Source organism: Martelella mangrovi (genome assembly GCF_040545495.1).
Lineage (GTDB): Bacteria > Pseudomonadota > Alphaproteobacteria > Rhizobiales > Rhizobiaceae > Martelella > Martelella mangrovi.
In genome coordinates, this window is record NZ_JBEPLY010000013.1 from 93,925 (window position 1) to 118,589 (window position 24,665).

Genomic DNA, 24,665 nt, shown 5'->3' on the forward strand with positions numbered 1-24,665 from the left:
TTGCCACTCGGACTTATTTTCGCAGTCCCATACTCAGAGATATTGTTCGAACAGTACTCTGCTATGGCCAATCTCTAAATATGCCTCTACTAGTAACGCTAGAATGTTTGGAGAGGCGTCCGGTGAAAATAAGCGAAAAAGATCAAAATATCCTTGGAAAAGCGGTCAAGGAAGGCGATGCGGTTTTGTTGCTCGGCGCTGGATCGACGGCGACATCCAAAAACGCCCAAGGGGAAAATGTCAAGCAGGGTAGAGCGCTCGCCGCAGCACTTGCTGAGATGGGGGGGCTGCCCTACGAAAACGAAGATTTGCCCGATGTCATTCAGGCAACCCTTCCAACTATCGGACAACCAAGGCTCGAACAATTTTTCGCGAAAGAATATTTAAAAATAAAGCCATCCACCGAATTAAATAATCTATTCAAGTATAGCTGGAAGCGTGTTTATACATGGAATATCGACGACTCCATAGAAAACATAAGATACTCCACACAGACTCGACACTATTATAATGGAATAATTGATAGAGTTGCCCTGGATGGCGGCATAGAATACGTTCATGTAGTACATCTTCACGGCGAAGCCGCCAAGCCTGAGCATGGATTGATATTCAGCCAATCTGAATATAACCGAAGACTTAATCAAGACAAGCACGACTGGTATCGGCAGGCTGCATCCGACTATGCAGCGCACGTACCAATATTCATTGGTAGCACACTCAAAGAGCCAATTCTTTCCGCAGAACTTGATCGCGCACGCCCCCATCAAAACACTTCATTGGGTACAGCTTTCTTAGTCACTCCTGATGAATTCACCGCTCTACAAAAGGCAGCATATGAGGCGCGTGGTATCGTAGTCATCCCAGGAACTCTTGCTGATTTTGTCAGCTGGCTGGGTTCGACTATTGGTGCATCGTCAAGCCCCGAAGAAATAAGCAAACGAAAAAACGCATTCACCAATGAAATTTCAACAAGAATAGATGTTACGAGCGATGAAATTAATACAGCTAATGACATTATTATTCACACTTGGAATGGCACTAAGAAAGCGGCAGATAGCCTCACAAATCTAAATCTAAAGCAGACAGCAAGAGATTTTCTCGAAGGAGGTTCGCCTAGCTGGAAGCTCTGTGCTAGTAATGTCCCAGTTTGGTTGAAATCCACCGATTTTCTCTACCAAAACCTGAAAAAGGCCATAGAAGAAAGAGAAAGAATTTTCTTGGTTTATGGCCAATCGGGCAGCGGAAAAACGACCGCTATTATCCAATCTCTCCTAAAATACCTCCGCGAAAACGACGACGCCGCAATCTATGAGCTAAAATGCGATGTCAAATCGCTTCGTGCATCGCTCGAACTAATCTCTCGTTTGCATCCCGACGGTGGCGCAATCATCTATGTCGGCGATGCATTCCTGTATGGTGACGCGCTCCGAGAGGATGTCCTCGCATTTCCACGTGGCAAATTTACTCTGGTGACAAGTGCGAGGTCGAGCGAATGGCGACACCATATCGAAAGGCGTGTTGGTGATTTTACAGCCGCTTTTCAGTTCCAAAGATTTGTAAGGAAAGACTATGCGGCGTTAATCCAAAGGCTGCTGCAATACGTTCCGTCACCTAAATTCCTTAAAATGGCGCCAAGGGAACGTGAACGGCGACTCGCATCATCTCAAGAGCAGCTGCTAATCGCTCTAAAGGAGACTACTTCTTCCGAAAAGTTCACAAACGTTATAACTCAGGAATATGAGAACCTACCCGACCGAGATGCAAAGTTCCTGTTCTTGATTGCGGGCCTGGCAACTATGGCCCGCACAGGGATTCATCAGACAACAGCTCGAGAGGCATACCGAAAACGTAGAGAATCCCTGTCGTTTGAAGAAGCACTACGTCAACTGGAAGGTATTGTTAGCATCGATAATGCCGGACGCCTTGTCGCAAGACATGAACTATACGTTAGGCATATATTAGATAATGTTGCATCTTTTAAAGATGTAATGAATGCAGAAGTAGAAATACTCAGGACTTATACAAAATACTCCATACCGATTGTAAAAAACGTCAGTAGATTGGATGGCATACTTTTCAAGTTTTTATTAAATCACAATTTTATCGGCGAATTGGCACGGCGACGAAACGAGATCGAAGAAGGCTTGAGGGCCTATGAAAGCTTCGAGATTGAATTCCAGCTTGACGGTCATTTTTGGCTTCAGTTCGGCCAATACTTGGCCATGTTCGGTGAACTTGAACGCGCTTTGGATGCACTACAAAAGTCGATCGCAGCCTATCCTGGAAACGTTTTTGCGGTACACGCTTTAGCAGATCTGCAATTGAGGGTAGCGCACGACCGACCTGTATACGACGCCGTGACTTTAGCACTGATCGGCGATGCCGTGGAAACACTGGAGGACTTGCATGCTTCACCGAATCTTCAAGCCGACTTTTACCCGATTGTAACTTTGGCCAACAACCATGTTTCAACGTTACTGAAGCACAAACAGAAAGCGGCAGCAAAATCAGCTGCTCAACGATATTTTCGAATGATACAAGCGATGAGCCGCACGGACCTACAGATAGAGCATGCGCGCGAGCGACTCGCACACTTTATTACCCACGATACTTGGAAGGCCACACAATCAAAAAGCAAGCGGCACCGTAACAATCGCAACAACCGTAACAACCGTAACAACCGTAACAACCGTAACAACCGTAACAACCGAAGAAGCCAACAAAGGTGACGGATGACAGAAAATATTATACTTCATTTAAAACTAAATACACGAAAGCTGGTTTGGGCATGCCTTGCAGAACGCACATTGTCGTAGAGCCAGCCAGATGATTCGCCGCGCTAGCAAGAACAAAAGCAGCACAAAGAACGTGCTGTATGTCGCATCTATGTCGCATCAAATTGCCAACATTTCCAGAAAACCGTTGAAAATAAACGACAATCCCCTGTGAAATCAGACGATAAGAAAACCGACGCAAACACTATCTAACTTATTGATTTTGTTGGTGATCCCGACGCGATTCGAACGCGTGACCCTCAGATTAGGAATCTGATGCTCTATCCTGCTGAGCTACGGGACCACTCGCCTCTCAATACAAAAGCGAGGGCTTGATGAAAAGCCCTGATTTGCACGAATGCAGCGAGATGCTTATTCGGCAAGTCGCGTTTCAACAAGGCGGACCCAATAGGAAATGCCGTAGGGCAAAGCCGCGTCGTTGAAATCATATTCGGCATTGTGAAGCTCGGCCGTGCTGCCGTTACCCATCAGGATGAAAGCGCCCGGGCGCGCTTCCAGCATGTAGGAAAAATCCTCTGCTGCGGTCCACGGCGCAAATTCCTTGTCGACGGCCTCGTCACCCGCCACGGTTTGCGCGGCGGCAATGGCATGGCGCGTTTCTTCCGGGTGATTGACCGTCGGCGGATAGTTGCGGACATAGCTCACTTCCGCCACGCCGCCATGGGAAACGGCCGTCATTTCGGCAATCGCCTTGATCCGCCGCTCGGCGAGATCGCGGTGTTCGGGCGTAAAGGAACGCACGGTTCCGCCAAGCTCGGCCTCGCCGGGGATGATATTGTGGGCAAAGCCCGCATGGAACTCCGTGATCGAGACCACCAGCGCGCCCACCGGATCGGCATTGCGCGAGACAATGGTCTGGACCGCATTGACAATCTGGCTGCCGATCACGATCGGATCGACCGATTTTTGCGGTTGTGCGGCATGCCCGCCATCGCCCTTGATCACAATCCGGAATTCATCGGTCGCAGCCATGATCGGCCCCGGACGGATGGCAAAGGTGCCGACCGGCCGGCCGGGGAAGTTGTGCATGCCATAGACCTCGGCAATCGCAAAACGCTCCATCAGACCGTCGTCGATCATCGCCTTGCCACCGGCCCCGCCTTCCTCTGCCGGCTGGAAGATCAGCACCACAGTGCCGGCGAAGTTGCGGTTTTCGGCCAGAAGGTTTGCAGCCCCCAGAAGCATCGCCATATGCCCGTCATGGCCACAGGCATGCATCTTGCCGTCCGTTTTCGAGGCCCATTCCTTGCCGCTCTGCTCGGCAATCGGCAGGGCATCCATATCGGCACGAAGCCCGATCGTGCGATCACCGGCGCGATTGCCGCGGATCACCCCGACAACACCGATCCCGCCGACGCCCTCGACGACCTCATCGACACCGAAAGACCGCAATTTGTCGGCAATGAACGCCGCCGTATCGACAACGTCATAAAGGAGTTCGGGATGCTGGTGGAGAAACCGCCGCCATTTCGTGGCTTCATCCTGAAGTTCTGCGGCACTGTTCAACACCGGCATTAAGCATACCCCTGAAAATTTTCGAAATTCATTGTAAAAGACGCTAATAGATGTGGGATCGGACATATCCGCACACAAGGATTTTGCCTTTCAAGGGGTATATCGATAAGAAGCATCAGGCAAGTGGAGAAGCTTCGTGTTTCAAATGATACCGTCAAGACCCGCGCACGGACGGCTGAGCGCCCTGATCGCTTTATGGATCGTCACCACCACGCTTGCGATGTGCGGCGCTGCGGGGAAAGCCTCTGCCAACCCCTATATCATTGTCGATGCCCGGACGGAGCGCGTGCTCGCCGCCGATGAACCGTTCAAACGCTGGTATCCGGCCTCGCTCGCCAAGCTGATGACGGCCTATCTGGTGTTTGAGGACATGAAGGCCGGGCGGCTCGATCCCGAGGCGACGATCACATTCTCGGCGGCGGCGGCCAACGAACCGGCCTCGAAAATGTACTTCGCCCCCGGCACCAGGGTGACCGTCGACAATGCGCTCAAGATGATGCTGGTGCATTCGGCAAATGATGCTGCCCGCGCTGTCGCCGAACACGCTGTCGGCGGACGGCAGGCCTTCATCGACCGGATGAACAACACCGCCAAAAGGCTCGGCATGACGGATACGCATTTCGTCAACGCCAACGGCATGAACTCGATGAGCGATCCGCAACCCGGCCAGCATACCACGGCCCGCGACATGGCCGTGCTGGCCATCGCGATTGAAAAGACCTTTCCGGAATATCTCGATTATTTCGACATTCCCGGCATTGCCACCGATAGCGGAAAATACCGGAACACCAATCTCCTGATCGGTAATTTCGACGGTGCCATCGGCATGAAGACCGGTTTCGTCTGCGCCTCGGGCTATAATCAGGTGTCTTTTGCCAAGCGCAAAGGCCGCGAAGTCGTCGTTGTCGCCTTTGGCGCACCGAGCGTTCCCGCCCGGGCCGAAAAGGCCGCCGAACTGCTGCAACGCGGGCTGACGGCAACCGAGCGCAACGGCCCGAGACTGGACAGCTATCTGCCGCCACCGGCGCCGGACAGGCCGGTTACCGACGTCACCAGCGCGATTTGCAGCGCCGAAGCGGTCCAGAACCGGGTCATCCTGCGGGATGACGACGGTAATCTGATGTTTTCCTCGCCCTATCTGAAGCCGCTTTCGAAAGACTTTGCCACGGTCGATGCCTATCGCCTGCCCAACGATACGGAAATGGCGGCAAGCACGCTCGATGATCTGAAAACCGTGCCGCTGCCCTATGCCCGGCCCGTCCAGTAGCGCCATCCATGTACATGCCCCCTGCCCCCATTCCCGTTTCGATCGTCACCGGCTTCCTTGGCGCCGGCAAGTCGACGCTCCTGAACCGGCTTCTGCAAGACCCCGCGCTGAGTGATGCCGCAGTCATCATCAACGAGTTCGGTGAGGTCGGCATCGATCACCTTCTGGTGCAAGGCTCTTCAGATTCGATCATCGAGCTGTCCAACGGATGCCTGTGCTGCACGGTGCGCGGTGAACTGATCGACACCCTTGCCGACCTGCTCGACCGGATCCAGACGGAAAAGGTGAAACCGGTCAGCCGGGTCATCATCGAAACCACCGGCCTGGCCGATCCGGTTCCGGTTCTGCTGGCGATCATGGCTCATCCGGCCATCGCCATGGCGTTTCGCATCGATGGTGTCGTGACCCTGGTTGATGCGCTGACCGGCGCCGATACGCTGGCCCGCCATGACGAGGCCGTGCGCCAGGCCGCCGTCGCCGACCGGCTGGTGACCACCAAGACCGATCTGGCGGCGTCCGCGGATCGTGACGATCTCGTCAGAACGCTGGAACGCCTCAACCCGATGGCCGAGATCATCGATGTTGCCGATGCGCCTGCGTCCGGGCCTGCTCTTCTGGTGACGGGCCTGTTCGACCCGGCCCGCAAGGCGCCGTCTGTCGGCGAATGGCTTGCGGCAGAAGACCATCAGCACAGCCATCACCACCATCATGACGTCAATCGCCATGGCGAACACATCCGCGCCTTCGCGCTCACCGCCGGCAGGGTGGCGTCGCCGGCGGCCATCGAGGCGTTTCAGCACCGGCTTGCCGCCGAATATGGCGACAATCTCCTGCGTCTGAAGGGTGTTGTCGCGCTTTCCGGCGATGACCGGCCGCTGGTGGTTCACGGGGTGCGGGACATGGTCTACCCACCAAGCCGGCTTGCAGCGCAAAGCGGTGCGGAAAACCAGCAAACCCGGCTGGTAGTGATCACGCGCGATCTTCCGGAAACGGTCGTGCGGGAGCTTTTCGAAACCTATCTCGACCGCCCCGGCATCGACCGGCCCGACCGGGCCGCGCTCGATGACAACCCGCTTTCGGCCTTCGGCTTCAAGGCATAGAGCGTTTCAGCCCCGCGCGATAACGAAACGATGGCCCGCGTCTGTCTCCTCGGTGGAGATCAGTCTGTGGCCGCGCTCATTGCACAGATGCGGAATGTCGATGACGGCCAGCGGATCACTGGTCTCCACGGCAAGCAATGCACCCGGAGCAAGGGCTGCAAGGCGTTTTTCGGCCTTGAGTGCCGGCAAGGGGCATTTCAGCCCGCGAAGATCGTAGGTTTCGAAAGCGTGCCCTGCCGGGGTCACCAGAACTTCCAGAACGGCTTGTCCGCCTTCGGCTGCGGTGCAGGCTCCGCATAAGCCGCCATCGGGCTTCGCTGCGGGATCGGCACATTGGACGCCGCCGGCAGATCGGTCGGCACATCGGGAATGGCTGCCGTCTGGGTCACCGTATCGATTTCAACCGGCGTTTCCAGTGGCCCGTATTTGGTCAGGCGGTATTTCTCGATCGAGACATAACGTCCGGCTTCCAGCGACGAACCCGTGGGCTGGTAGAGCGGATCGGTCGGGTCTTTGCGCTGGTCGGCGACAAGCGCCTTGCGCTCGGCTTCGCTCGGATCGACCCAGACCTTGTCGTCGTTTTCCGCCAGCGCCTTGTCGAAAGCGTCCTGGTAATCGGTGCGGTATTCGGCCAGCGCCATCATGTGCTGCGAGGGAATATTGGAGGCGAGCACCGGGCAGGCCTGATCGGAAGCCAGCGCGGCGCCATTGGCCGGGTCCTTGTTGAAGACATATTTTCCGCTGCAGATATCGACATCGGGGACCTGCTTGGTGACCTCGAAATAATCGTATCCTTCCTTCAGCATCTGCCAGAAGGGATAGTTCTCGTTGTAGCGGTGGCGCACCATGTTTTCCGCAGACATCCGGAAGGGATAGGCCTGCAGCATGATCGACTGCTGGCCGCCGGAAAAGGCGTCGCGGGCAAAGGCGAATATTTCGAGGATCTGCTCGTCGGTCATCGAATAGCAGCCGCGCGAGGAACAGGCCCCGTGGATCATCAGGTTGGAGCCGGTCAGCTTGTTGGCGCGGTCATAGCGGTTGGGATAGCCGGTATTGATGGCCAGGAAGTACTGCGAATAGGGGTTGAGAAGCCCCTTGGAAAGCGGATAGAAGCCTTCCGGCGCCTGACGGTCGCCTTCCTTCTTCTTCGGGCCGAGCTTGCCGGACCAGGCGCAGATCTCGTAGCTCTCGAGTTCGCCATAGGTGCCGTCGCGCTTCTGTTTCCAGATTTCGAGGACGCCTTCTTCCTTGAAGATCCGGATCGTAATCGGCGCAAGCTTGTCCATGTCCTGGGCGCGCATCTTGGCGACCATGGAAGACGGCAGCGAATAGTTCATCTTCTCCTGCACAGTGGAGAAGTCGGTGCTGTCAAAAAAGCTGTTGCAGCCCGTCAGCGCCAGTGTGGCGAAAACCATGGGGGCCAGGACATTCAAACGCATGGATAGAACCTGCCGGATTTTGCCTCAAAACGCAACGCCTCAGCCATCACGTCGTCAAAGATCATCATGCACAGCCAAACTTCAAGAAAGCGTTAACCGTTTCTCGCGATTGGCGCAAGCAGGACGTCTCTCACCTTTAAGGCAACAGCGAAAGTTCAGAGATTGCGTCCGATCGCGAGGAATTTCTGGCGGCGCTCATTGCGGACCTCATCGGCCGACATGCCGTCAAATTCCGCAAGACCATCGGCGATCTGGTCGCCGGAAGCATCGATCACCGTTTCCGCATTGCGGTGGGCACCGCCGACCGGTTCGGCAACGATCTGGTCAACCACACCGAAGTCCTTCAGGTCGCGGGCGGTGATCTTCATATTGGTCGCCGCTTCCTTGGCGCGGGCGGAATCGCGCCACAGGATCGAAGCCGCGCCTTCGGGCGAAATCACCGAATAGATCGCGTGTTCCAGCATGTAGACACGGTTTGCCGCTGCAATCGCAATCGCGCCGCCGGACATGCCCTCGCCGATGACCAGCGTGATCATCGGCACGCCGATCCTCAGACACATCTGTGTCGAACGGGCAATCGCCTCGGCCTGGCCGCGCTCTTCGGCACCCACGCCGGGATAGGCGCCCTGGGTATCGACCACGGAGATCACCGGCAGGTTGAAGCGGTCGGCAAGCTCCATGACACGGATCGCCTTGCGGTAACCTTCCGGCCGCGGCATGCCGAAATTATGCTTCAGGCGGCTTTTGGTGTCGTGGCCCTTTTCCTCGCCGATCACGGCGACGGGACGGCCGCGAAAGCGCGCAAGACCAGCCTGAATGGCAGCGTCCTCACCGAAATTGCGGTCGCCGGCCAGGGTGGTGAAGTCGGTAAACAGGCGCTTGGCATAATCGACGAAATGCGGACGCTGGGGATGGCGGGCAACCTGCGCCTTCTGCCATGGCGTCAGCTTGGCGTAAATCTCGTTCATCGCCTCGCTGACACGGGTTTCAAGGCGCGCAATCTCCTCGGAGGTGTCGATGCTTTCGCCGTCTGAGGCTAGCTTTTTCAGCTCGATAATCTTGGCTTCCAGATCGGAAATCGGCCTTTCGAAATCGAGATAGCTGTACATTGTCGAACTTTCCGTGGGTTAACGAATATGCCCGGGACCGCCGCCCAAAGGCTGTTTATGACGATTGAGTGCCGCTTATTCCCGTTTTTTAGCATCTTTTGCAAGGGGGTGATGCATTTCCACCAATTCCCGCAACCGTTCTTCCAGAACATGCGTATAGATCTGCGTGGTGGAAATATCGGAGTGACCGAGCATTTCCTGCACCGCGCGCAGGTCTGCGCCATTTTGCAGAAGATGGCTTGCAAAGGCGTGTCGCAGCACATGTGGCGAAATCGCGGTGGTTTTCAACCCCGCCCGCGCGGCAAGGCCTTTCAGGTCACGGGCAAACACCTGCCGGGAAAGATGACCGTCCGCCCCCCGGGAGGCGAAAAGATGGGGATTATCATCATCGCTTCCCGCCGAGCGCGCCTTGCGCAGGGCATTGAAGGCCATCAGCGCCTCATGGGCACGCAGCGACAGCGGCACCGCCCGCTCCTTGTTACCCTTTCCCCTGATGGTCAGGAAACGCTGATTGGGTTTCAGCGCCGCCGCCGGCAAGCTCACCAGTTCGGAAACCCGCATGCCGCTGGCATAGAGCGTTTCAAGCAGGGCGGACATCCGCTTGCGCTCGAACTGTCCGGGCCCCGCCTCGCCTGCCTCAAGGCTGGCGCGATCCAGAAGCTTGTCGACATCGGCAACCGAAAGCGTCTTCGGCAGGGGATGGGCCTTTTTCGGCGCATCGATGACGCCGGTCGGATCGTCCTCGCGCATCCCTTCGGCATAGAGAAACCGGTAGAACTGGCGAAGGGCCGAAAGCCGGCGCGACTGCGAACTTGCAGCAAAACCACGCTTGCCCAGTTCTGCCAGATAGGCGGTGATATCCGCCGTACTCGCTGCGTCGGCGGCAACGCCGCGATCGATCAGAAAGTCGCGGAAGTCGTCAAGATCGCGCTGATAGGCGGCAAGCGTGTTGTTGGCCGCACCGCGCTCTGCACTCAACATCTCGATAAAAGCTTCGATATGTGCGCCGGAAAGATCCAATGGCATTATCCTGTTGGGGCCGGAGCCCGAATTCTTCACCGTCCGGCTTGACGCCCTTCCAGCATTTGCCGATACGTGGCTGAAAACAATGGGCGGACTATGAACGCAAAGCAAGATAACGGCAAACCCGGGCTGAGGCAAAAGGCGCTTGCCGGGCTTGCCGGCCGCAATCTGATACTGGTCGGCCTGATGGGCGCCGGCAAGAGCGCGATCGGCAAGCTGGTGGCAAACGCGCTCGACCTGCCCTATGTCGATACCGACCACGAGATCGAGGCCGCCGCGCGCATGACCATCGCCGACCTGTTCGTGCAATATGGCGAGCCGGAATTCCGCGCCCTGGAAACCCGGGTCATCGAACGCATCCTGACGGAGGGGCCGGCCATCGTCTCCACCGGCGGCGGCGCCTTCGTCAATCCGGTCAACCGCGCGCTGATTTCGCAATCCGGCCTGTCGATGTGGCTGAAGGCCGATCTCGAAACCCTGTGGGACAGGGTGCGGCGGCGCCAGACCCGCCCGCTTTTGAAGACCGAAAACCCGAAACAGACGCTGAAAGACCTGATGGACAGGCGCTATCCGGTTTATGCCGAAGCGGATATGACCGTATTGTCGCGCAATGTCCGCAAGGAAACGGTGACGCGCGACGTGCTGAAGGCCCTTGCGGCCCTTGACGGAGGAAAGACGAGTGAAGAGTAGACAGGTTACCGACAAACGTATTGTCCGCGTGGATCTCGGCGAGCGCAGCTATGATATCCTGATCGGGTCCGGCCTGTTGCAAAGTGCGGGCGGCGAAACGCTGGCGCGGCTTGACTGCCGCAAGGCGGCCATCATCACCGACACCAATGTCGCGCCGCTCTACCTCGACACGCTGACCGAAAGCCTTCAGACCGACGGGATCGAGACATTTTCGCTCACCCTTGCCGCCGGCGAGAAGACCAAGAGCTTCGAAAACCTCCAGACCGCCGTCGATTTCATCCTCGATGCCCGCATCGAGCGCTCTGATGCCGTGATTGCGCTTGGCGGCGGCGTGATCGGCGATCTGGCAGGGTTTGCCGCTTCCGTCGTGCGCCGGGGCGTGCACTTTGTCCAGGTGCCGACCTCGCTGCTGGCCCAGGTCGACAGCTCCGTCGGCGGCAAGACCGGGATCAACACCCGCCAGGGCAAGAACCTCGTCGGCGCCTTCCACCAGCCGCATCTGGTGCTGGCCGATACCGATACGCTCGACACGCTCAGCCCCCGCGAATTTGCCGCCGGTTATGCCGAAGTGGTGAAATACGGCCTGATCGACCAGCCCGACTTCTTCCACTGGTTGGAGAAGAACCGGAAATCCATCTTTTCCGGCGGCACGGACCGGGCGGAGGCGATTGCGCGCTCCTGCGAGGCCAAGGCCGCCGTTGTGGCCGCCGACGAGCACGAAAACGGCGCACGGGCGCTGCTGAACCTCGGCCACACATTCGGCCATGCGCTGGAGCGGGCGACCGGCTATGACAGTGCCCGCCTCGTTCACGGCGAAGGCGTTGCCATCGGCATGGTGCTGGCGCATGAATTTTCCGCGCGCATGAACCTTGCAAGCCCGGATGATGCGCATCGCGTTGCAGCGCATCTGCGCGATGCCGGTCTGCCGACCACGCTGGGCGATATTGACGGAAGCCTTCCCTCACCCGATATATTGATGGATGCAATCGGGCAGGACAAAAAGGTAAAGGGCGGGAAGCTGACCTTCATTCTGACGCACGGCATCGGCAAATCCTTCATCGCCGATGACGTACCGTCGTCGGAGGTGCTGGCTTTCCTCACGGAAAAACACTCCCAATGACGATGAGCGATATTTCGCACTTCTTCGGCGAGTACGGGTTGATGATGGCCATCATTCTTGGTCTGATCGTCATATCCGCATTCTTTTCTGGTTCTGAAACCGCGCTGACGGCGGTTTCGCGGGCGCGCATGCACACGCTCGAACAACAGGGCGACCGGCGCGCGGGCTTTGTCAGCGTGATGATCAGCCGCCGCGACCGTCTGATCGGCGCGCTGCTGATCGGCAACAATCTGGTCAATATTCTAGCTTCGTCGCTGACGACGACGCTGTTTCTGAAAATTTTCGGTGCAAACGGCGTTGCCTACGCCACGCTGATCATGACCGCGCTTCTGGTGGTCTTTGCCGAAGTGCTGCCGAAAAGCTGGGCGATCTCGGCAACCGACCGCTTTGCGCTGACCGTCGCCCCGCTGGTGCGGGTGCTATTTTTCGTGATCGGCCCGCTGTCGAGCCTGGTCAACATGATCGTTCGCGCCATTCTCGGCATTTTCGGGGTCACCCTGTCCAAGGGCGGCGGCATGCTGACGGCGCATGAGGAATTGCGCGGCGCCGTCGATCTGCTGCACCGCGAGGGCTCGGTGATCAAGGCCGACCGCGACCGGCTCGGCGGCGTGCTCGACCTCGGCGAACTCGAAGTCTCCGACGTGATGATCCATCGTACCGCCATGCGCGCCGTCAATGCCGATGACCCGCCGGAAGTGGCCATCAAGACGGTACTGGAAAGCCCTTATACGCGGCTTCCAGTCTGGCGCGGCTCGATCGACAACATTATCGGCGTGGTCCATTCCAAGGACCTGTCGCGGGCGCTGGCCGAACCGCACGCAGCCCCTTCCACGATCGACATCGTCAAGGTGGCGCAAAAGCCGTGGTTCGTGCCCGACAGCACCAATCTGAAGGATCAGCTCAACGCCTTCCTGCGCCGCAAGGTGCATATCGCCGTCGTCGTCGACGAATATGGCGAGGTACAGGGCATCGTCACGCTTGAGGATATTCTGGAAGAAATCGTCGGCGATATCTCCGACGAGCACGATCTGGAAATTTCCGGCGTGCAGCAGGAAGCCGACGGCTCGATCGTGGTGGACGGCACCGTGCCGATCCGTGACCTCAACCGTGCGCTCGACTGGACGCTGCCGGACGAGGAAGCGACCACGATTGCCGGCCTCGTCATCCACGAAAGCCAGACGATCCCCGAAGAGCGCCAGTCCTTCACCTTTTACGGCAAGCGCTTCATTGTGATGAAACGGGAAAAGAACCGGATCACCAAGCTCAGGATCCGTCCGCTTGGGGGCGCGGCGGCAGAAACGGCACCGGCGGAGTGAGGCGGGAAACGGCAAGACGCTTCGGCGTGTCGACAAACCTATCCCCACACTCCGCGTCATCCTCCGGCTTGACCGGAGGATTCAGAGCCACACGATGCAGGTCAGTAAATCAGCCCTGCCGCCGGAGGCCTTGAACGGAATGGATACCCGGGTCAAGCCCGGGTATGACCCATATGGATGGGGCAACAGAAACGGCAACGTCGCCAGCGGAGTGAGCGTTAAAAGTCGTGCGGCAAGACGCCTCGGTGTGTCGACAAACCCATCCCCGCACTCCGCGTCATCCTCCGGCTTGACCGGAGGATCCAGAGCCACACGATGCAGGTCAGTAAATCAGCCCTGCCGCCAGAGACCTTGGACGGAATCGATACCCGGGTCAAGCCCGGGTATGACCCATGTGGATGGGGCGGAGGGCGACACGAACCTCCGGACCGCGCAGCTCATCAGCAGTCCTCAACCGGAAAGCCGCCCCTTACCAACGCGTTTTCTCGCCCGGTGCTGCCGCCTCGATGGCCAGCGCGTGCAAACCGTCGGCGATTTCACCGGCCAGTGCCTCATTGACGGCACGATGACGTGCAACACGGCTTAACCCTTCGAACTTGCCGGACACGATCCGAATCCTTAAATGGGTGACTTCGGGGGCGTTCGGCTCATGATAGTGGCTGGCATGCCGGGCACTTTCGTCCATCAGCACCAGCCGTTCGGGGTTGAAAAGGCTTTTCAGCCTGTTTTCGATTTCGGCGGTTGACGACACTGTCTGCTCCTGATTTCTGTCCCTGCTTCGCGCTTTGCGCGTTAACGGTTCAGGAAGCCAGTAAGAAATCCCGTTGTCAATTCTTGTTGTGACGGGGCCACAAGGTCATAATCAAGCACCATGAATCTTGACTCCAAATATTTCGATCGTCTCCGCACGAAGCGCAAGCGCCCGGCATCGGCCAAGACCGAGGCGGAATCCGCTGCCGCTATCTGCCAGTGGGACGGCTGCAACAAGCCCGCCAAGCACCGCGCGCCTGTGGGCCGCAATGCCGAGGGGCAGTTCTTCATGTTCTGCTTCGAGCATGTGAAGGCCTACAACAAGGGCTACAATTATTTCGATGGCCTGTCCGACGGCGAAATCGCCCGCTACCAGAAGGAAGCGCTGACCGGCCATCGCCCGACCTGGACGGTCGGCGTCAATGGCGATGCGCGCAAGACGCCGATCAACGGCTCGAAAAAAGCCGGCAGCACCGCGTCATTTTCGCACATGCGCGACCCCTTCGGCTTTGTCGATGACGACAAGAGCGGCGCACCCAAACGCCCGCGGCATCAGCGAAAGCTCAAGACGCTTGAGTCGAAGGCCTTCGACACGCTGGGGCTGACCGGCGAAGCAAGCCCGGACGACATCAAGAAACAGTACAAGGCACTGGTCAAGAAGCACCACCCCGATGCCAATGGCGGCGATCGCGGTTCGGAGGAAACTTTTCGCTCCGTGGTGCAAGCATACCAATTGTTAAAGCAGGCCGGCTTCTGCTAGACCGCTATTGATCGAGAAGCAGCACAGACGTTTGAGCGGCTTTTTTGAAAGGCCGCGCTGGAGACATGATGAGCAAGATTGAACTGGACTATTCCAACGGACCGGACACAACGGTTTCGGTTCGCGAGACATTCGGCATTGACGTCGACCTGACCGTTCCCGCCTATTCGACGGACGATCCCTATGTGCCCGATCTCGACCCCGACTATCTGTTCGACCGCGATACCACGCTCGCCATTCTCGCCGGCTTCGCGCATAACCGCCGCGTCATGGTCTCCGGCTATCACGGCACCGGCAAGTCGACCCATATCGAACAGGTTGCCGCCCGCCTGAAATGGCCGTGCGTGCGCGTCAACCTCGACAGCCATGTCAGCCGTATCGACCTGGTCGGCAAGGACGCCATCGTGGTGCGCGAAGGCCTGCAGGTCACCGAGTTCAAGGACGGCATCCTGCCCTGGGCCTATCAGCACAATGTCGCGCTCGTCTTCGATGAATATGACGCCGGCCGCCCGGACGTGATGTTCGTGATCCAGCGCGTGCTGGAGTCCTCCGGCCGTCTGACGCTGCTGGACCAGAGCCGCGTTATCAGCCCCCACCCGGCCTTCCGTCTGTTTGCCACCGCCAATACGGTCGGCCTCGGCGACACCACCGGCCTTTATCACGGCACGCAGCAGATCAACCAGGCCCAGATGGACCGCTGGTCGCTGGTGACCACGCTCAATTATCTGCCGCATGAGCAGGAAGTCGCCATCATCCTCGCCAAGGTGAAGAGCTTTGCCGCCAGCGAAGAAGGCCGCGAGACAATCTCCAACATGGTCCGCGTTGCCGATCTCACCCGTTCGGCCTTCGTCAACGGCGATCTTTCGACCGTGATGAGCCCGCGTACCGTGATCAACTGGGCTGAAAACACCGAAATCTTCGGCGATGTCAGCTTTGCTTTCCGGGTCACCTTCCTCAACAAGTGCGACGAACTCGAGCGCACGCTGGTGGCCGAACAGTATCAGCGCGCCTTCGGCGAGGAACTGACGGAAAGCGCTGCCAACGTCGTCATCAGCGCCTGAGGATAAGTCCATGGCTGGCCCCGGCGACAATCGAAAGTCCAACCCTTATGCGCCTGTAGACCTCGAGCCGCTGCACCGCGCCGTTTCCGGCTGCGTGCGCGCCGTCTCCGGCGACAGGGACGCAGAAGTGGTGTTCTCGCGCGACCGGCCGGGCATGACCGGCAGCCAGATCCGGCTGCCGGAATTCTCCAAGCGGCCAACGGCAAGCGAACTGGCCGTGGTGCGCGGGCTTGGCGATTCCATGGCGCTGAGGATGGCCTGCCACAACCCGGTGACCCATGCGCAGATGTCGCCCGGCGGCGCCGATGCGCAGGCGATTTTCGATGCGGTGGAGCAGGCGCGGGTCGATTCCATCGGTGCCAACCGCATGCCCGGCATGGCCAGCAACCTTGCCGCCATGCATGCGGAAAAATATGACAAGGCCAATTTCGCCACCATCGACCGCAAGGAGGACGCCCCGGTTTCCGAGGCCGTCGCCATGCTGGTGCGCGAAAAGCTTTCCGGCGAAAAACCGCCGGAATCGGCCGGGCAGGTGCTCGATTTCTGGCGCGATTTCATCGAGGAAAAGGCCGCCGTCGATCTCGACAGGCTGAGCGAAACCATCGACGACCAGCACGCTTTCGCGCGCACCATCCGTTCGATGCTGTCCTCGATGGAGCTTGCCGAGGATTATTCCGACGAGGATATCGAGAGCGAAGACGAACTGGACAATGTTTCCGAGGAAGAACAGCCGCGCTCCGAACGCCAGAATGACGAGCAGTTCGACGAGGATGCGGGCAATGATTCAGCGCCCGCAGACGAAAGCGACAATTCCGACGAGGAGATGGATCAAGGCGAGCTTGACGGCGCGGAAGTGGCCGACACCGAGCTCGACGAGGACGCCGACCCCGACAGCGAAGTCGCCGGCGAGACCCAGCGCCCCAATACGCCGTTTGACGAGCTGAACGAAAAGGTCGACTACAAGGTCTTCACCGAGGAATTCGACGAGGAAATCCGCGCCGAGGAACTGTGCGACCAGGAAGAGCTGCAGCGCCTGCGCGCGCATCTCGACAAGCAGCTTGCCCATCTTCAGGGTGCCGTCGGCCGGCTGGCCAACCGCATGCAGCGCCGCCTGATGGCCAAGCAGAACCGTTCCTGGGATTTCGATCTCGAGGAAGGCTATCTCGATACCGCGCGCCTGCCGCGCATGGTCATCGATCCGATGCAACCGCTTTCCTTCAAGATGGAACGCGACACCCAGTTCCGCGACACCGTGGTTTCGCTGCTGATCGACAATTCCGGCTCGATGCGCGGCCGTCCGATCACGGTTGCCGCCACCTGCGGCGATATTCTGGCGCGCACGCTGGAGCGCTGCGGCGTGAAGGTCGAGATCCTCGGCTTCACCACCAAGGCCTGGAAGGGCGGTCAATCGCGCGAGAAATGGCTGGAAGAGGGAAAACCCGCAACGCCGGGCCGCCTCAACGATCTGCGCCACATCATCTACAAGTCCGCCGACAGCCCCTGGCGGCGCTCACGCGCCAATCTGGGCCTGATGATGCGCGAGGGACTGCTCAAGGAAAACATCGACGGCGAGGCGCTGATCTGGGCCCATGACCGGCTGATGGGCCGTCCAGAACAGCGCCGCATCCTGATGATGATTTCCGACGGCGCGCCGGTGGATGATTCCACACTTTCGGTCAATCCGGGCAATTTCCTGGAAAAACATCTGCGCGCAGTCATCGAGCATATCGAAACGCGCTCGCCAGTGGAGCTTCTGGCCATCGGCATCGGTCACGATGTCACCCGCTACTATCGCCGCGCTGTCACCATTGTCGACGCTGACGAACTGGCAGGCGCCATGACCGATCAGCTTGCCGCCCTGTTCGAGGAGCAGGCAGCCGGCATTTCGCAGGGCAGAAGACGGACCAGATGAGGGCAGTCTTCGCCTTTCTGGCGCTGGCGCTTGTTGCAGCACCGGCTGCTGCGGCCAGTGTCACGGTCAATGCCGTCCAAATCGAAAAATTCGCCGCGGAAAAGGACACCGACCGCTTCGGCCGGCTGCAGTTTCTGGGCGGGTTGAAGCTCACCTCTCCCGATCCCGAATTCCAGTCGCTGTCGGCAATCCGTTTCCTGCCCGACGGCATGCATTTCATCGCCGTGGCCGATACCGGCGAATGGGTCGACGGCACAGTGACGCGCGACGCTTCGGGCGCGCTTTCGGGCCTTGCCGATGTCACCGTGACGCCGATGAAGAACGCCAGAGGCGTGCATGCCGGCAAGAGCGGCATGGATGCCGAAAGCCTCGCCATCCAGGACGACCACCTCTATGTCGGCTTCGAGGGCCGCCACCGGATCGACAGCTACCCGCTTTCCGGCCATGATCAGGCAAATGCCTCCCCGGGACCGGATTTTCTGATCCCGACCTATGAACTGAGACGCAACGGCAGTTTCGAGGCGCTGGCGACCGCGCCTGACGGCCGCATGGTGGTGATCGCGGAAAACAGCATCGACACGGCAGGCAACCTGTTCGCCGCCGTCATTCGCGGTCCTGACCGGGGCATCTTCAAGGTGGTCAAGCGGGAAGGCTATGATGTCACCGATGCCGCTTTCCTGCCGGATGGCGACCTTCTGGTGCAGGAGCGACGGTTCTCGCTGCTTTCCGGTGTTGCCATGCGCATCCGCCGCCTGCCGGGCGATGCTGTCCGGCCCGGTTCCACCGTCGACGGCCCGACGATCATGCAGGCCTATGGCGGCACGCACCGGATCGACAATATGGAGGGCATGGATGTTGTCCGGGCCGATGACGGCGCGCTCCATGTGATCCTCGTTTCCGATGACAATGATTCCCCACTGCAGAATACGCTGATGCTGGAATTCAGGCTGGTCGACTGAGATTTTCGGCAGGCGCGACCATGGCGCGGAGCATGGCGAGGCCTTGCGCGTTGATGCGCTGCGCTTCATCGGCAGCCAGAGCATCCCAGTTTTCGGCAAACCACCGGTCCAGCGCGCGGGCAGCAGAAAACAGCATGTCCACAATCAGCCTGCGCGGCATGTCAGCGCGAATGGCGCCAAGGGCCTGCCCATGTTCCACCAGAAGCACCGCCCCGGCTCTGAGGCGCTCAAGCGGCGCTTTCAGGGCCGCTTCGGTCTGCGGCCCCTCATACATGGTGCGGGCCAGCGCGGCCAGAACCGGGTCCGCGATCAGCAGCCCGGCCAGTTGTTCGAAGGCAGCGTTGAGCGCTGCCCAGAACGCCTGAGCGTCGTGCGCACCAAGGGCGGCTGCAAAATCGATGCGCCCGGTCAGGCCATCCAGCGCACGGGCGATCACCGCAGAATAAAGATCGGCCTTGTCATGCACATAGTAATAGACCTGCCCCTTGCTCATCTCCGCCTGCTTCAGGATCGCGTTCATGGAAGCGCCTGAAAATCCGCGTTCGGCAAAGGCATTAGTCGCAGCATCCAGCAATTGGGCCCGGCGCGCCGGCGGCAGCGTTGTCAGCCGTTCAAGCGCCGTTTCGCCCTCTGCCATCGGCTTTGCATTGTTTTTTGCCGCCATCGACTCACTTTCATTGACGAAATTAGACCACTGGTCTAATACCGGTTTTCGATCAGGAAAACGACGGCCTTGCCACCGTCGATGTTAAAAAAGGAGATGACCGATGCGCTGGCGGGGTGTCAATCATGTTGAGTTTTCGGTGATCAACTATGAGAAGTCGATCGCGTTTTACGACCAGATGTTCGGCTGGCTCGGCTACAAGAGCTTCTGGACCATGGATATCGGCTATCACTCGACCTATTACATGACCCGGTTCCCCTTCCCCCACAGCTATATCGGTTTTCAACCTGCCAGAACCGGCGGCAAGCTCGATCACGAGGCGCGGGCAACCGGCATTCACCATATCGCGCTGTGGGCGAAAAACCGCAAAGAGATCGACCGGTTCCACACCGAGTTTCTGGTCTGGAATTCGGTGCCCGTCACCGAGACACCCGCCGAATACCCGGTCTATGCGCCGGGTTATTACGGCGTCTTCTTCGACGATCCCATCAACGGCATTCACTGGGAACTGGCGCATATCCCGAAAATCACCACACCCGGCGCCTATCTGCGCACCATGCGGGCCTGGAAAGAGGCGGAAAAGGACCATCCCGAATGGAATACCGGCTCCACCAAAAAAGCCTTTCGCACACTGCCGCGCGGCTGATCTCCGCAGGGGCCGCACCGCCGGAGCAATTGCCGGCGAAAATCGTCAGAGGCTGTCCTCACGCACCCACACGCAGACACTGCCGCCGTTTACCGGAAACGCGGCGCGGCCGTCATCATCCGTGACGACCATGTCGGTGCGATGACCGAGAAAATCGCAAAAACGCGCATTTGCATGGCCTGAGCCAAGGTCGACCGCCTTTGCCGTCTCCTCGCCATTGGTCAGCACGGTGACGGAACCTGAAGCCGCCTGCGTGCCATGACGGATGACCGCCAGACAGTGCGGGTCGTCAAAAAGGATCGTCTCGGCGCCATTGGCGAAGCGCTGCCGCGCCCGGATCAGGGCCGGCAGGCATTCGATCTTCGGCATGTCGATATCGTATTCCTCGCCGTCGCTTCCCTTGTCGCGGTACTGCGTGCCGTAAAGGTCGGCATAGAAGACGCTGGGCACGCCCTGTTCGCGCATCAGGATCAGCGCATAGGCCAGCGGCTTGAACCACGGCTCGACGACCGCCTCCAGCGATTGCAGCGGCTGGGTATCGTGATTGGCCACCAGCGTGACGGCATGGTCCGGCACCGCGGCAACCAGCGTGCCGTCGAAGATCGTGCGCATGTCGAATGCGCTGCCTGCCGCCGCGGCATCATGGAAGCGGTAATGCAGACCGACATCGAACAGCATCAGTTGCCGGTCCACCAGTTCCAGATAGGCCTTCAGCGCATCGATTTCGGGATGCCAGTACTCGGCAACGACGAACATATCCGCCTTCACGGTTTCGCGCATGTGGGCGATCCAGTCGCGGAAGAACCATGCGGGGATGTGTTTGGCCGCATCCAGACGGAAGCCGGCCACCGGGATCTGCTCCGAAAACCAGCGCCCCCAGTATTTCAGTTCCTCGCTGACCGCCCGGTTGCGGAGTTCGACATTGGCGCCGATGAGATAGTCGTAATTGCCGTTTTCGTCATCAACCTCGTCATTCCACTCGCCCGCGCCATATTCGTTGACGAGGCGAAAGACGCCCTTTTCATCCGGCTCCTCGATATGATCGACGCCGGAGAAACACTTCTGTGTCCAGATGAATTCGGAATATTGTCCCTGCCGCCCCGGAAAGGTGAAACGGGTATAGGCCAGCGCGCCAAAGGCCTCGTCCTCGATTTTCGTGCGGTCCTTCGGATCGGCGCGGCGGACCTTCACCTGCTCCTTCTCGTCAGCGCCGATCTTGTGGTTGAAAACCACATCATGGATGGCGCCGATGCCATGGCCGGCAAGGGTGTTGCAGGCGTTTTCCAGCGCACCGCGGTCGCCGTATTTGGTGGGCACGGTTCCCTTCTGGTCGAACTCGCCGAGGTCGAAAAGGTCATAGGTGTCGTAGCCGACCGAATAACCGCCGGCAGCGCCCTTGTAGGCCGGCGGCAGCCAGAGGTCGGTAATACCCATTTCGGCCAGTTCCGCGGCCTTGCCCGCGACCTCGTCCCAGAGCGTTCCGCCCGCCGGGTAGTACCAGTGAAAAAACTGAAGCAGTACACGGCCGGCCATGGCGCCCTCGCAGATTGTCGTGATCCGACGGGAAACGGCCGCCTGATCCTAAAGTTCCTTCCCACGGCGCGATTGTGAACTCAAGCGCCTTTGCGCCGGCGGCGGATTTATGCAAACAAGACTTGACGGGTGTCACCCGCCGCAACGATACCCTCCCCGCGGCGATCACCGGCGATCAGAAGGAACAACCGATGCAAGAGACAATCATCCGCGCCAATCCGCAATTCGACACGGCGGCCCTTCGCCCGCGCATCTTGCATATCGGTTTCGGCGGTTTCGCCCGCGCCCACCCGATGGTTTATCTGCAGGAGGGCATGAACAAGGCCGACGGCGATTTCGGCGTGGTTGCCGTGCGGCTGAATTCCGGGGCGGAAGAACTGACGGCGCTGGATGAGGCCGGGCACAGCTATCTGATTGCCGAAATGGACGCCGAAACCGTGACCGCGCGGCAGATAGGCGTGGTCGTCGGCACCTGTCACCCCAAACGCGACGGCATCGACACGCTGCTCGACCTGATCGCGTCCGAGCCAATGGCGATCATCAGCCTCACCATCACCGAAAAAGGCTACTGCGTCAGAAACGGTCATCTCGATCTTGAAAACAAGGGGATCATCGCCGACCTGGCAAATCCGGAAGAACCCGGCACGGCCATCGGCGTGATCGTCGAGGGCCTGAGCCGACGCCGGGAGGCCGGACGCGACGGGCTGACGGTGCTGTCGTGCGACAACCAGCCGGACAATGGCAAGCTTGCCCGCGCGGCGGTGCTTTCCTATGCCCATCAGCGCGACACGAAGCTTGCAGACTGGATCGACGCCAACGTTTCCTTCCCCTCGACCATGGTCGACCGTGTGGTTCCGGCGCTCGATGATTATGGCCGCGGCGTGCTGCGTTCCCTCAATGACGGCAAGGAAGACGATAACGGCATCGTCTGCGAACCCTTCCGCCAGTGGGTGATCGAGGACGACTTCGCCACCGCCCGCCCGCCATTCGAAGAAGGCGGCGCGATGATGACGGATGATGTCCGCCCCTTCGAGATGATGAAGCTACGCATGCTCAACGGCGCGCATACCTTCCTCGCCATGCTGGGCAGCCTCTCCGGCCTTGAAACCGTGTCGGCCTGCATGGAGGACGAGGTGTTCCGCAAGGCCGCGCGCCAGTTGATGCTCGACGAGCAGCGCCCCACCCTGCCGGCCATCGAAGGCGTCGACCTTGAAGAATATGCCGATGCGCTGATCCAGCGCTTTTCCAATCCGAAGCTGAAACACCGCACATCGCAGATCGCCTGGGACACCAGCCAGAAACTGCCGCAGCGCCTTCTCCACGGTATTGCCGAAAATGTCGAAAGCAGCAATCCCTGGCCGCTTCTGGCGCTGGCGGTGGCCGGCTGGATCCGTTTCGTCAAGGTCACGGCAGATGAAGGCGGCAAACTGACCGATCCGCTCTCGGAAGAACTGCTGGCGGAAGCGAAAGACTATGACGGCGACCAGCTTGTCGACCGCATCCTCTCCAATGAAGCGATCTTCGACGAGCAACTGCGCCGCGAACCGGACTTCCGCTCGGCAATCACTGGCGCCTATCGCTATATCGTGGAGAAAGGCCCGCGCGGTGCGGTGCGGGCTGTTTTGAAGGAATAGAGTGGACGCTTTGCCGCCGAAGCTTTCTGGCTCCGGCTGACACGGATCTTTTTCTCTCCGTCATGCCGGGCTTGCGCCGGCATGCAGAGCAACTTTCACAGACGAATGTGGTGCACGTATATCGAACCGAAGGGCCCGTCGGATGGCCCTGGATCCCGGCTCAAGGCCGGGATGACGACGAGATGTGCTGAAGGGAATGTGGCAATACTGCCAAACGGGGGCCGCCGGCCCTTACGCATTCACCGGGCGCATCGGCCTCAGCCAGGTCATCAGCGCGCCGTAAGGCAGCAGCATGATCAGGCTGAAGGCCAGTTTGACCGAGAGGTCGCCAAGCGCCCAGGACACCCAGCGCGGCACGTCCATGAACGGGAACACGCCGAAGAGCGGTGCGACACCGAGCGCGAATTCGTCATTGGCGCCGATGAAGGCGAAGACGGCGGCAAAGCTGATCGAGAAGAACAGCACCGTATCCAGGATAGAGCCGAACAGCGAGCCGACAAGCGGCGCCTTCCACCAGCTCTGGCGGCGCAGCCGGTTGAACAGCGTGGTGTCGAGAAGCTGGCCCACCAGAAACGCCGTGCCCGATGCAATCGCGATCCGCGGCATAGAGGCGTAGAAGGAAAAGGCAACGCCGACGATAAAGCCTGCAATCACCACCTTGCGCGCGGCCGTCGGGCCGAACTGGCGGTTGGTCAGGTCGTTGACCAGAAAGGCGAACGGGTAGGTAAATGCCCCCCAGGTCAGAAGGTCGGCAAGCGAAATGCCGTAGACCGTACCCTGAACCGGATACTGAACCAGAATGTTGGAGGCGAGAACGACACCTGCCATCAGCAGGCTGTAAAGAATAACAGATTGCGACTGTCGCATTTTTTTATCCTGGGTGATGCCACCAGTTGGCGATAGCAATAAAGAAAGCCTTACTGCGAAACAGCAAGGCTTTCCAGTTTGATAAAGTGCCTGTTGATCAGGCGGCAGCCTGTTCGGCCGTCTTCTTGATGATTTCCTTGCGGATCAGACGGGCGCGCGGCGAAAGATCGCCTTCGCCGGACTTGATCAGGAATGCGTCAAGACCACCACGATGTTCGACCGAGCGAAGTGCGGCAGCGGAAACGCGCAGGCGATAGCTCTGGCCCGTGGCTTCGGACATCAGCGTCACGCGGCACAGGTTCGGCAGGAACTTGCGGCGGGTCTTGTTGTTGGCGTGGCTGACATTGTTGCCGGACAGCACGCCCTTACCAGTCAATTCACACGTGCGGGACATGATTTCACCTATACTCGTCTTCAGCCAACGGCTTACAACGGGACGGCCTAGTCCCGCGATCCAATTGGCGGCTAATTGGAAAGTTGCGGTTCTATAATCGCGTGGTGCCCA

General features: G+C 59.1%; 22 protein-coding genes and 1 tRNA gene. 12 read left to right on the plus strand and 11 right to left on the minus strand.

Features of this window, described 5'->3' with window-relative positions; all coding sequences use genetic code 11:
• The first annotated feature begins 122 nt into the window (after positions 1–122).
• Positions 123–2,729, plus strand: a complete 2,607-nt coding sequence (locus ABID12_RS16790) for a P-loop NTPase (protein ID WP_354435243.1) — start codon at positions 123–125, stop codon at positions 2,727–2,729.
• A 272-nt stretch (positions 2,730–3,001) separates the two neighbouring features.
• On the opposite strand, the gene ABID12_RS16795 is transcribed toward ABID12_RS16790, so the two are convergent.
• Positions 3,002–3,078: transfer RNA gene (locus tag ABID12_RS16795), tRNA-Arg, on the minus strand.
• Positions 3,079–3,146: 68 nt separating this feature from the next.
• Positions 3,147–4,310, minus strand: coding sequence for a M20 aminoacylase family protein (locus tag ABID12_RS16800; protein WP_354435245.1), 1,164 nt, complete (start codon positions 4,308–4,310; stop codon positions 3,147–3,149).
• Positions 4,311–4,455: 145 nt separating this feature from the next.
• Here ABID12_RS16800 and ABID12_RS16805 point away from each other — a divergent pair, with 145 nt between their 5' ends.
• The gene (locus tag ABID12_RS16805) at positions 4,456–5,577 is read left to right on the plus strand and encodes a D-alanyl-D-alanine carboxypeptidase family protein (RefSeq protein WP_354435320.1); all 1,122 of its coding nucleotides are present in this window, start codon (positions 4,456–4,458) and stop codon (positions 5,575–5,577) included.
• A gap of 8 nt (positions 5,578–5,585) precedes the next feature.
• The gene (locus ABID12_RS16810) at positions 5,586–6,677 is read left to right on the plus strand and encodes a CobW family GTP-binding protein (RefSeq protein WP_354435246.1); all 1,092 of its coding nucleotides are present in this window, start codon (positions 5,586–5,588) and stop codon (positions 6,675–6,677) included.
• A 6-nt stretch (positions 6,678–6,683) separates the two neighbouring features.
• Here the strand turns inward: ABID12_RS16810 and ABID12_RS16815 are convergent, their stop codons facing one another.
• The 4 genes from ABID12_RS16815 to xerD form a co-directional block, all read right to left on the minus strand.
• Positions 6,684–6,923, minus strand: a complete 240-nt coding sequence (locus tag ABID12_RS16815; protein WP_354435248.1) for a sulfurtransferase TusA family protein — start codon at positions 6,921–6,923, stop codon at positions 6,684–6,686.
• On the minus strand, positions 6,920–8,116 hold the full coding sequence (locus ABID12_RS16820) for a L,D-transpeptidase family protein (RefSeq protein WP_354435250.1): 1,197 nt from the start codon (positions 8,114–8,116) through the stop codon (positions 6,920–6,922). Before ABID12_RS16820 ends, ABID12_RS16815 begins: the two co-directional genes overlap by 4 nt.
• A gap of 155 nt (positions 8,117–8,271) precedes the next feature.
• Positions 8,272–9,225, minus strand: a complete 954-nt coding sequence (locus tag ABID12_RS16825; RefSeq protein ID WP_106307525.1) for an acetyl-CoA carboxylase carboxyltransferase subunit alpha — start codon at positions 9,223–9,225, stop codon at positions 8,272–8,274.
• Positions 9,226–9,300: 75 nt separating this feature from the next.
• The gene (xerD, locus tag ABID12_RS16830; RefSeq protein ID WP_435528249.1) at positions 9,301–10,251 is read right to left on the minus strand and encodes a site-specific tyrosine recombinase XerD; all 951 of its coding nucleotides are present in this window, start codon (positions 10,249–10,251) and stop codon (positions 9,301–9,303) included.
• Positions 10,252–10,344: 93 nt separating this feature from the next.
• Here xerD and ABID12_RS16835 point away from each other — a divergent pair, with 93 nt between their 5' ends.
• From ABID12_RS16835 to ABID12_RS16845, 3 genes are read left to right on the plus strand one after another with little or no spacing between them, the layout of a single operon-like run.
• On the plus strand, positions 10,345–10,938 hold the full coding sequence (locus ABID12_RS16835; protein WP_354435252.1) for a shikimate kinase: 594 nt from the start codon (positions 10,345–10,347) through the stop codon (positions 10,936–10,938).
• The gene (aroB, locus tag ABID12_RS16840) at positions 10,928–12,058 is read left to right on the plus strand and encodes a 3-dehydroquinate synthase (protein WP_354435254.1); all 1,131 of its coding nucleotides are present in this window, start codon (positions 10,928–10,930) and stop codon (positions 12,056–12,058) included. The genes ABID12_RS16835 and aroB overlap by 11 nt, the downstream gene beginning before the upstream one ends.
• Positions 12,059–12,099: 41 nt before the next feature.
• Complete coding sequence (locus tag ABID12_RS16845) at positions 12,100–13,374, plus strand: HlyC/CorC family transporter (RefSeq protein WP_435528255.1); 1,275 nt, start codon at positions 12,100–12,102, stop codon at positions 13,372–13,374.
• A 469-nt stretch (positions 13,375–13,843) separates the two neighbouring features.
• Here ABID12_RS16845 and ABID12_RS16850 read toward each other — a convergent pair whose 3' ends face one another.
• Positions 13,844–14,125, minus strand: a complete 282-nt coding sequence (locus ABID12_RS16850) for a BolA family protein (protein ID WP_106307537.1) — start codon at positions 14,123–14,125, stop codon at positions 13,844–13,846.
• A gap of 120 nt (positions 14,126–14,245) precedes the next feature.
• Between ABID12_RS16850 and ABID12_RS16855 the strand changes: the two genes are divergently transcribed.
• From ABID12_RS16855 to ABID12_RS16870, 4 genes are all read left to right on the plus strand, one after another.
• Entirely contained in the window at positions 14,246–14,884 is a 639-nt protein-coding gene (locus tag ABID12_RS16855; protein WP_354435255.1) for a J domain-containing protein, read from the plus strand.
• A gap of 68 nt (positions 14,885–14,952) precedes the next feature.
• Positions 14,953–15,945 carry a cobaltochelatase subunit CobS gene (gene cobS / locus ABID12_RS16860; protein ID WP_106307945.1) on the plus strand — a complete coding sequence of 331 codons (993 nt, stop codon included), beginning with the start codon at positions 14,953–14,955 and terminating at the stop codon, positions 15,943–15,945.
• Positions 15,946–15,955: 10 nt separating this feature from the next.
• Entirely contained in the window at positions 15,956–17,857 is a 1,902-nt protein-coding gene (gene cobT, locus ABID12_RS16865) for a cobaltochelatase subunit CobT (RefSeq protein ID WP_354435257.1), read from the plus strand.
• On the plus strand, positions 17,854–18,816 hold the full coding sequence (locus ABID12_RS16870; RefSeq protein WP_354435259.1) for an esterase-like activity of phytase family protein: 963 nt from the start codon (positions 17,854–17,856) through the stop codon (positions 18,814–18,816). The genes cobT and ABID12_RS16870 overlap by 4 nt, the downstream gene beginning before the upstream one ends.
• Here the strand turns inward: ABID12_RS16870 and ABID12_RS16875 are convergent.
• Complete coding sequence (locus ABID12_RS16875; protein ID WP_354435260.1) at positions 18,800–19,480, minus strand: TetR/AcrR family transcriptional regulator; 681 nt, start codon at positions 19,478–19,480, stop codon at positions 18,800–18,802. The two genes, ABID12_RS16870 and ABID12_RS16875, sit on opposite strands and share 17 nt — an antisense overlap.
• Before the next feature lie 103 nt (positions 19,481–19,583).
• Between ABID12_RS16875 and ABID12_RS16880 the strand changes: the two genes are divergently transcribed.
• Positions 19,584–20,126, plus strand: coding sequence for a VOC family protein (locus ABID12_RS16880; protein ID WP_354435262.1), 543 nt, complete (start codon positions 19,584–19,586; stop codon positions 20,124–20,126).
• A gap of 45 nt (positions 20,127–20,171) precedes the next feature.
• Here ABID12_RS16880 and amyA read toward each other — a convergent pair whose 3' ends face one another.
• A complete protein-coding gene (amyA, locus tag ABID12_RS16885; protein ID WP_354435263.1) occupies positions 20,172–21,659 on the minus strand; it encodes an alpha-amylase in 1,488 nt (495 codons plus the stop codon).
• Between the two features lie 191 nt (positions 21,660–21,850).
• Here amyA and ABID12_RS16890 point away from each other — a divergent pair, with 191 nt between their 5' ends.
• Positions 21,851–23,293: a mannitol dehydrogenase family protein gene (locus tag ABID12_RS16890; RefSeq protein WP_354435265.1), complete on the plus strand. Its 1,443-nt coding sequence runs from the start codon at positions 21,851–21,853 to the stop codon at positions 23,291–23,293.
• Positions 23,294–23,524: 231 nt separating this feature from the next.
• Here the strand turns inward: ABID12_RS16890 and ABID12_RS16895 are convergent, their stop codons facing one another.
• Positions 23,525–24,160, minus strand: a complete 636-nt coding sequence (locus ABID12_RS16895; RefSeq protein WP_354435266.1) for a VUT family protein — start codon at positions 24,158–24,160, stop codon at positions 23,525–23,527.
• 97 nt (positions 24,161–24,257) lie between these two features.
• Complete coding sequence (gene rpmB / locus ABID12_RS16900; RefSeq protein ID WP_106307561.1) at positions 24,258–24,554, minus strand: 50S ribosomal protein L28; 297 nt, start codon at positions 24,552–24,554, stop codon at positions 24,258–24,260.
• Between the last annotated feature and the right edge of the window lie 111 nt (positions 24,555–24,665).

Excerpts from the sequence above, each read along its gene's own strand:
- ABID12_RS16800 (WP_354435245.1), bottom strand. The coding sequence starts at position 4,310 with ATGCCGGTGTTGAACAGTGCCGCAGAACTTCAGGATGAAGCCACGAAA.
- ABID12_RS16805 (WP_354435320.1), top strand. The coding sequence starts at position 4,456 with ATGATACCGTCAAGACCCGCGCACGGACGGCTGAGCGCCCTGATCGCT.
- ABID12_RS16810 (WP_354435246.1), top strand. The coding sequence starts at position 5,586 with ATGTACATGCCCCCTGCCCCCATTCCCGTTTCGATCGTCACCGGCTTC.
- ABID12_RS16820 (WP_354435250.1), bottom strand. The coding sequence starts at position 8,116 with ATGCGTTTGAATGTCCTGGCCCCCATGGTTTTCGCCACACTGGCGCTG.
- ABID12_RS16825 (WP_106307525.1), bottom strand. The coding sequence starts at position 9,225 with ATGTACAGCTATCTCGATTTCGAAAGGCCGATTTCCGATCTGGAAGCC.
- xerD (WP_435528249.1), bottom strand. The coding sequence starts at position 10,251 with ATGCCATTGGATCTTTCCGGCGCACATATCGAAGCTTTTATCGAGATG.
- ABID12_RS16835 (WP_354435252.1), top strand. The coding sequence starts at position 10,345 with ATGAACGCAAAGCAAGATAACGGCAAACCCGGGCTGAGGCAAAAGGCG.
- ABID12_RS16845 (WP_435528255.1), top strand. The coding sequence starts at position 12,100 with ATGATGGCCATCATTCTTGGTCTGATCGTCATATCCGCATTCTTTTCT.
- ABID12_RS16855 (WP_354435255.1), top strand. The coding sequence starts at position 14,246 with ATGAATCTTGACTCCAAATATTTCGATCGTCTCCGCACGAAGCGCAAG.
- cobS (WP_106307945.1), top strand. The coding sequence starts at position 14,953 with ATGAGCAAGATTGAACTGGACTATTCCAACGGACCGGACACAACGGTT.
- cobT (WP_354435257.1), top strand. The coding sequence starts at position 15,956 with ATGGCTGGCCCCGGCGACAATCGAAAGTCCAACCCTTATGCGCCTGTA.
- ABID12_RS16870 (WP_354435259.1), top strand. The coding sequence starts at position 17,854 with ATGAGGGCAGTCTTCGCCTTTCTGGCGCTGGCGCTTGTTGCAGCACCG.
- ABID12_RS16875 (WP_354435260.1), bottom strand. The coding sequence starts at position 19,480 with ATGGCGGCAAAAAACAATGCAAAGCCGATGGCAGAGGGCGAAACGGCG.
- ABID12_RS16880 (WP_354435262.1), top strand. The coding sequence starts at position 19,584 with ATGCGCTGGCGGGGTGTCAATCATGTTGAGTTTTCGGTGATCAACTAT.
- amyA (WP_354435263.1), bottom strand. The coding sequence starts at position 21,659 with ATGGCCGGCCGTGTACTGCTTCAGTTTTTTCACTGGTACTACCCGGCG.
- ABID12_RS16890 (WP_354435265.1), top strand. The coding sequence starts at position 21,851 with ATGCAAGAGACAATCATCCGCGCCAATCCGCAATTCGACACGGCGGCC.
- ABID12_RS16895 (WP_354435266.1), bottom strand. The coding sequence starts at position 24,160 with ATGCGACAGTCGCAATCTGTTATTCTTTACAGCCTGCTGATGGCAGGT.
- rpmB (WP_106307561.1), bottom strand. The coding sequence starts at position 24,554 with ATGTCCCGCACGTGTGAATTGACTGGTAAGGGCGTGCTGTCCGGCAAC.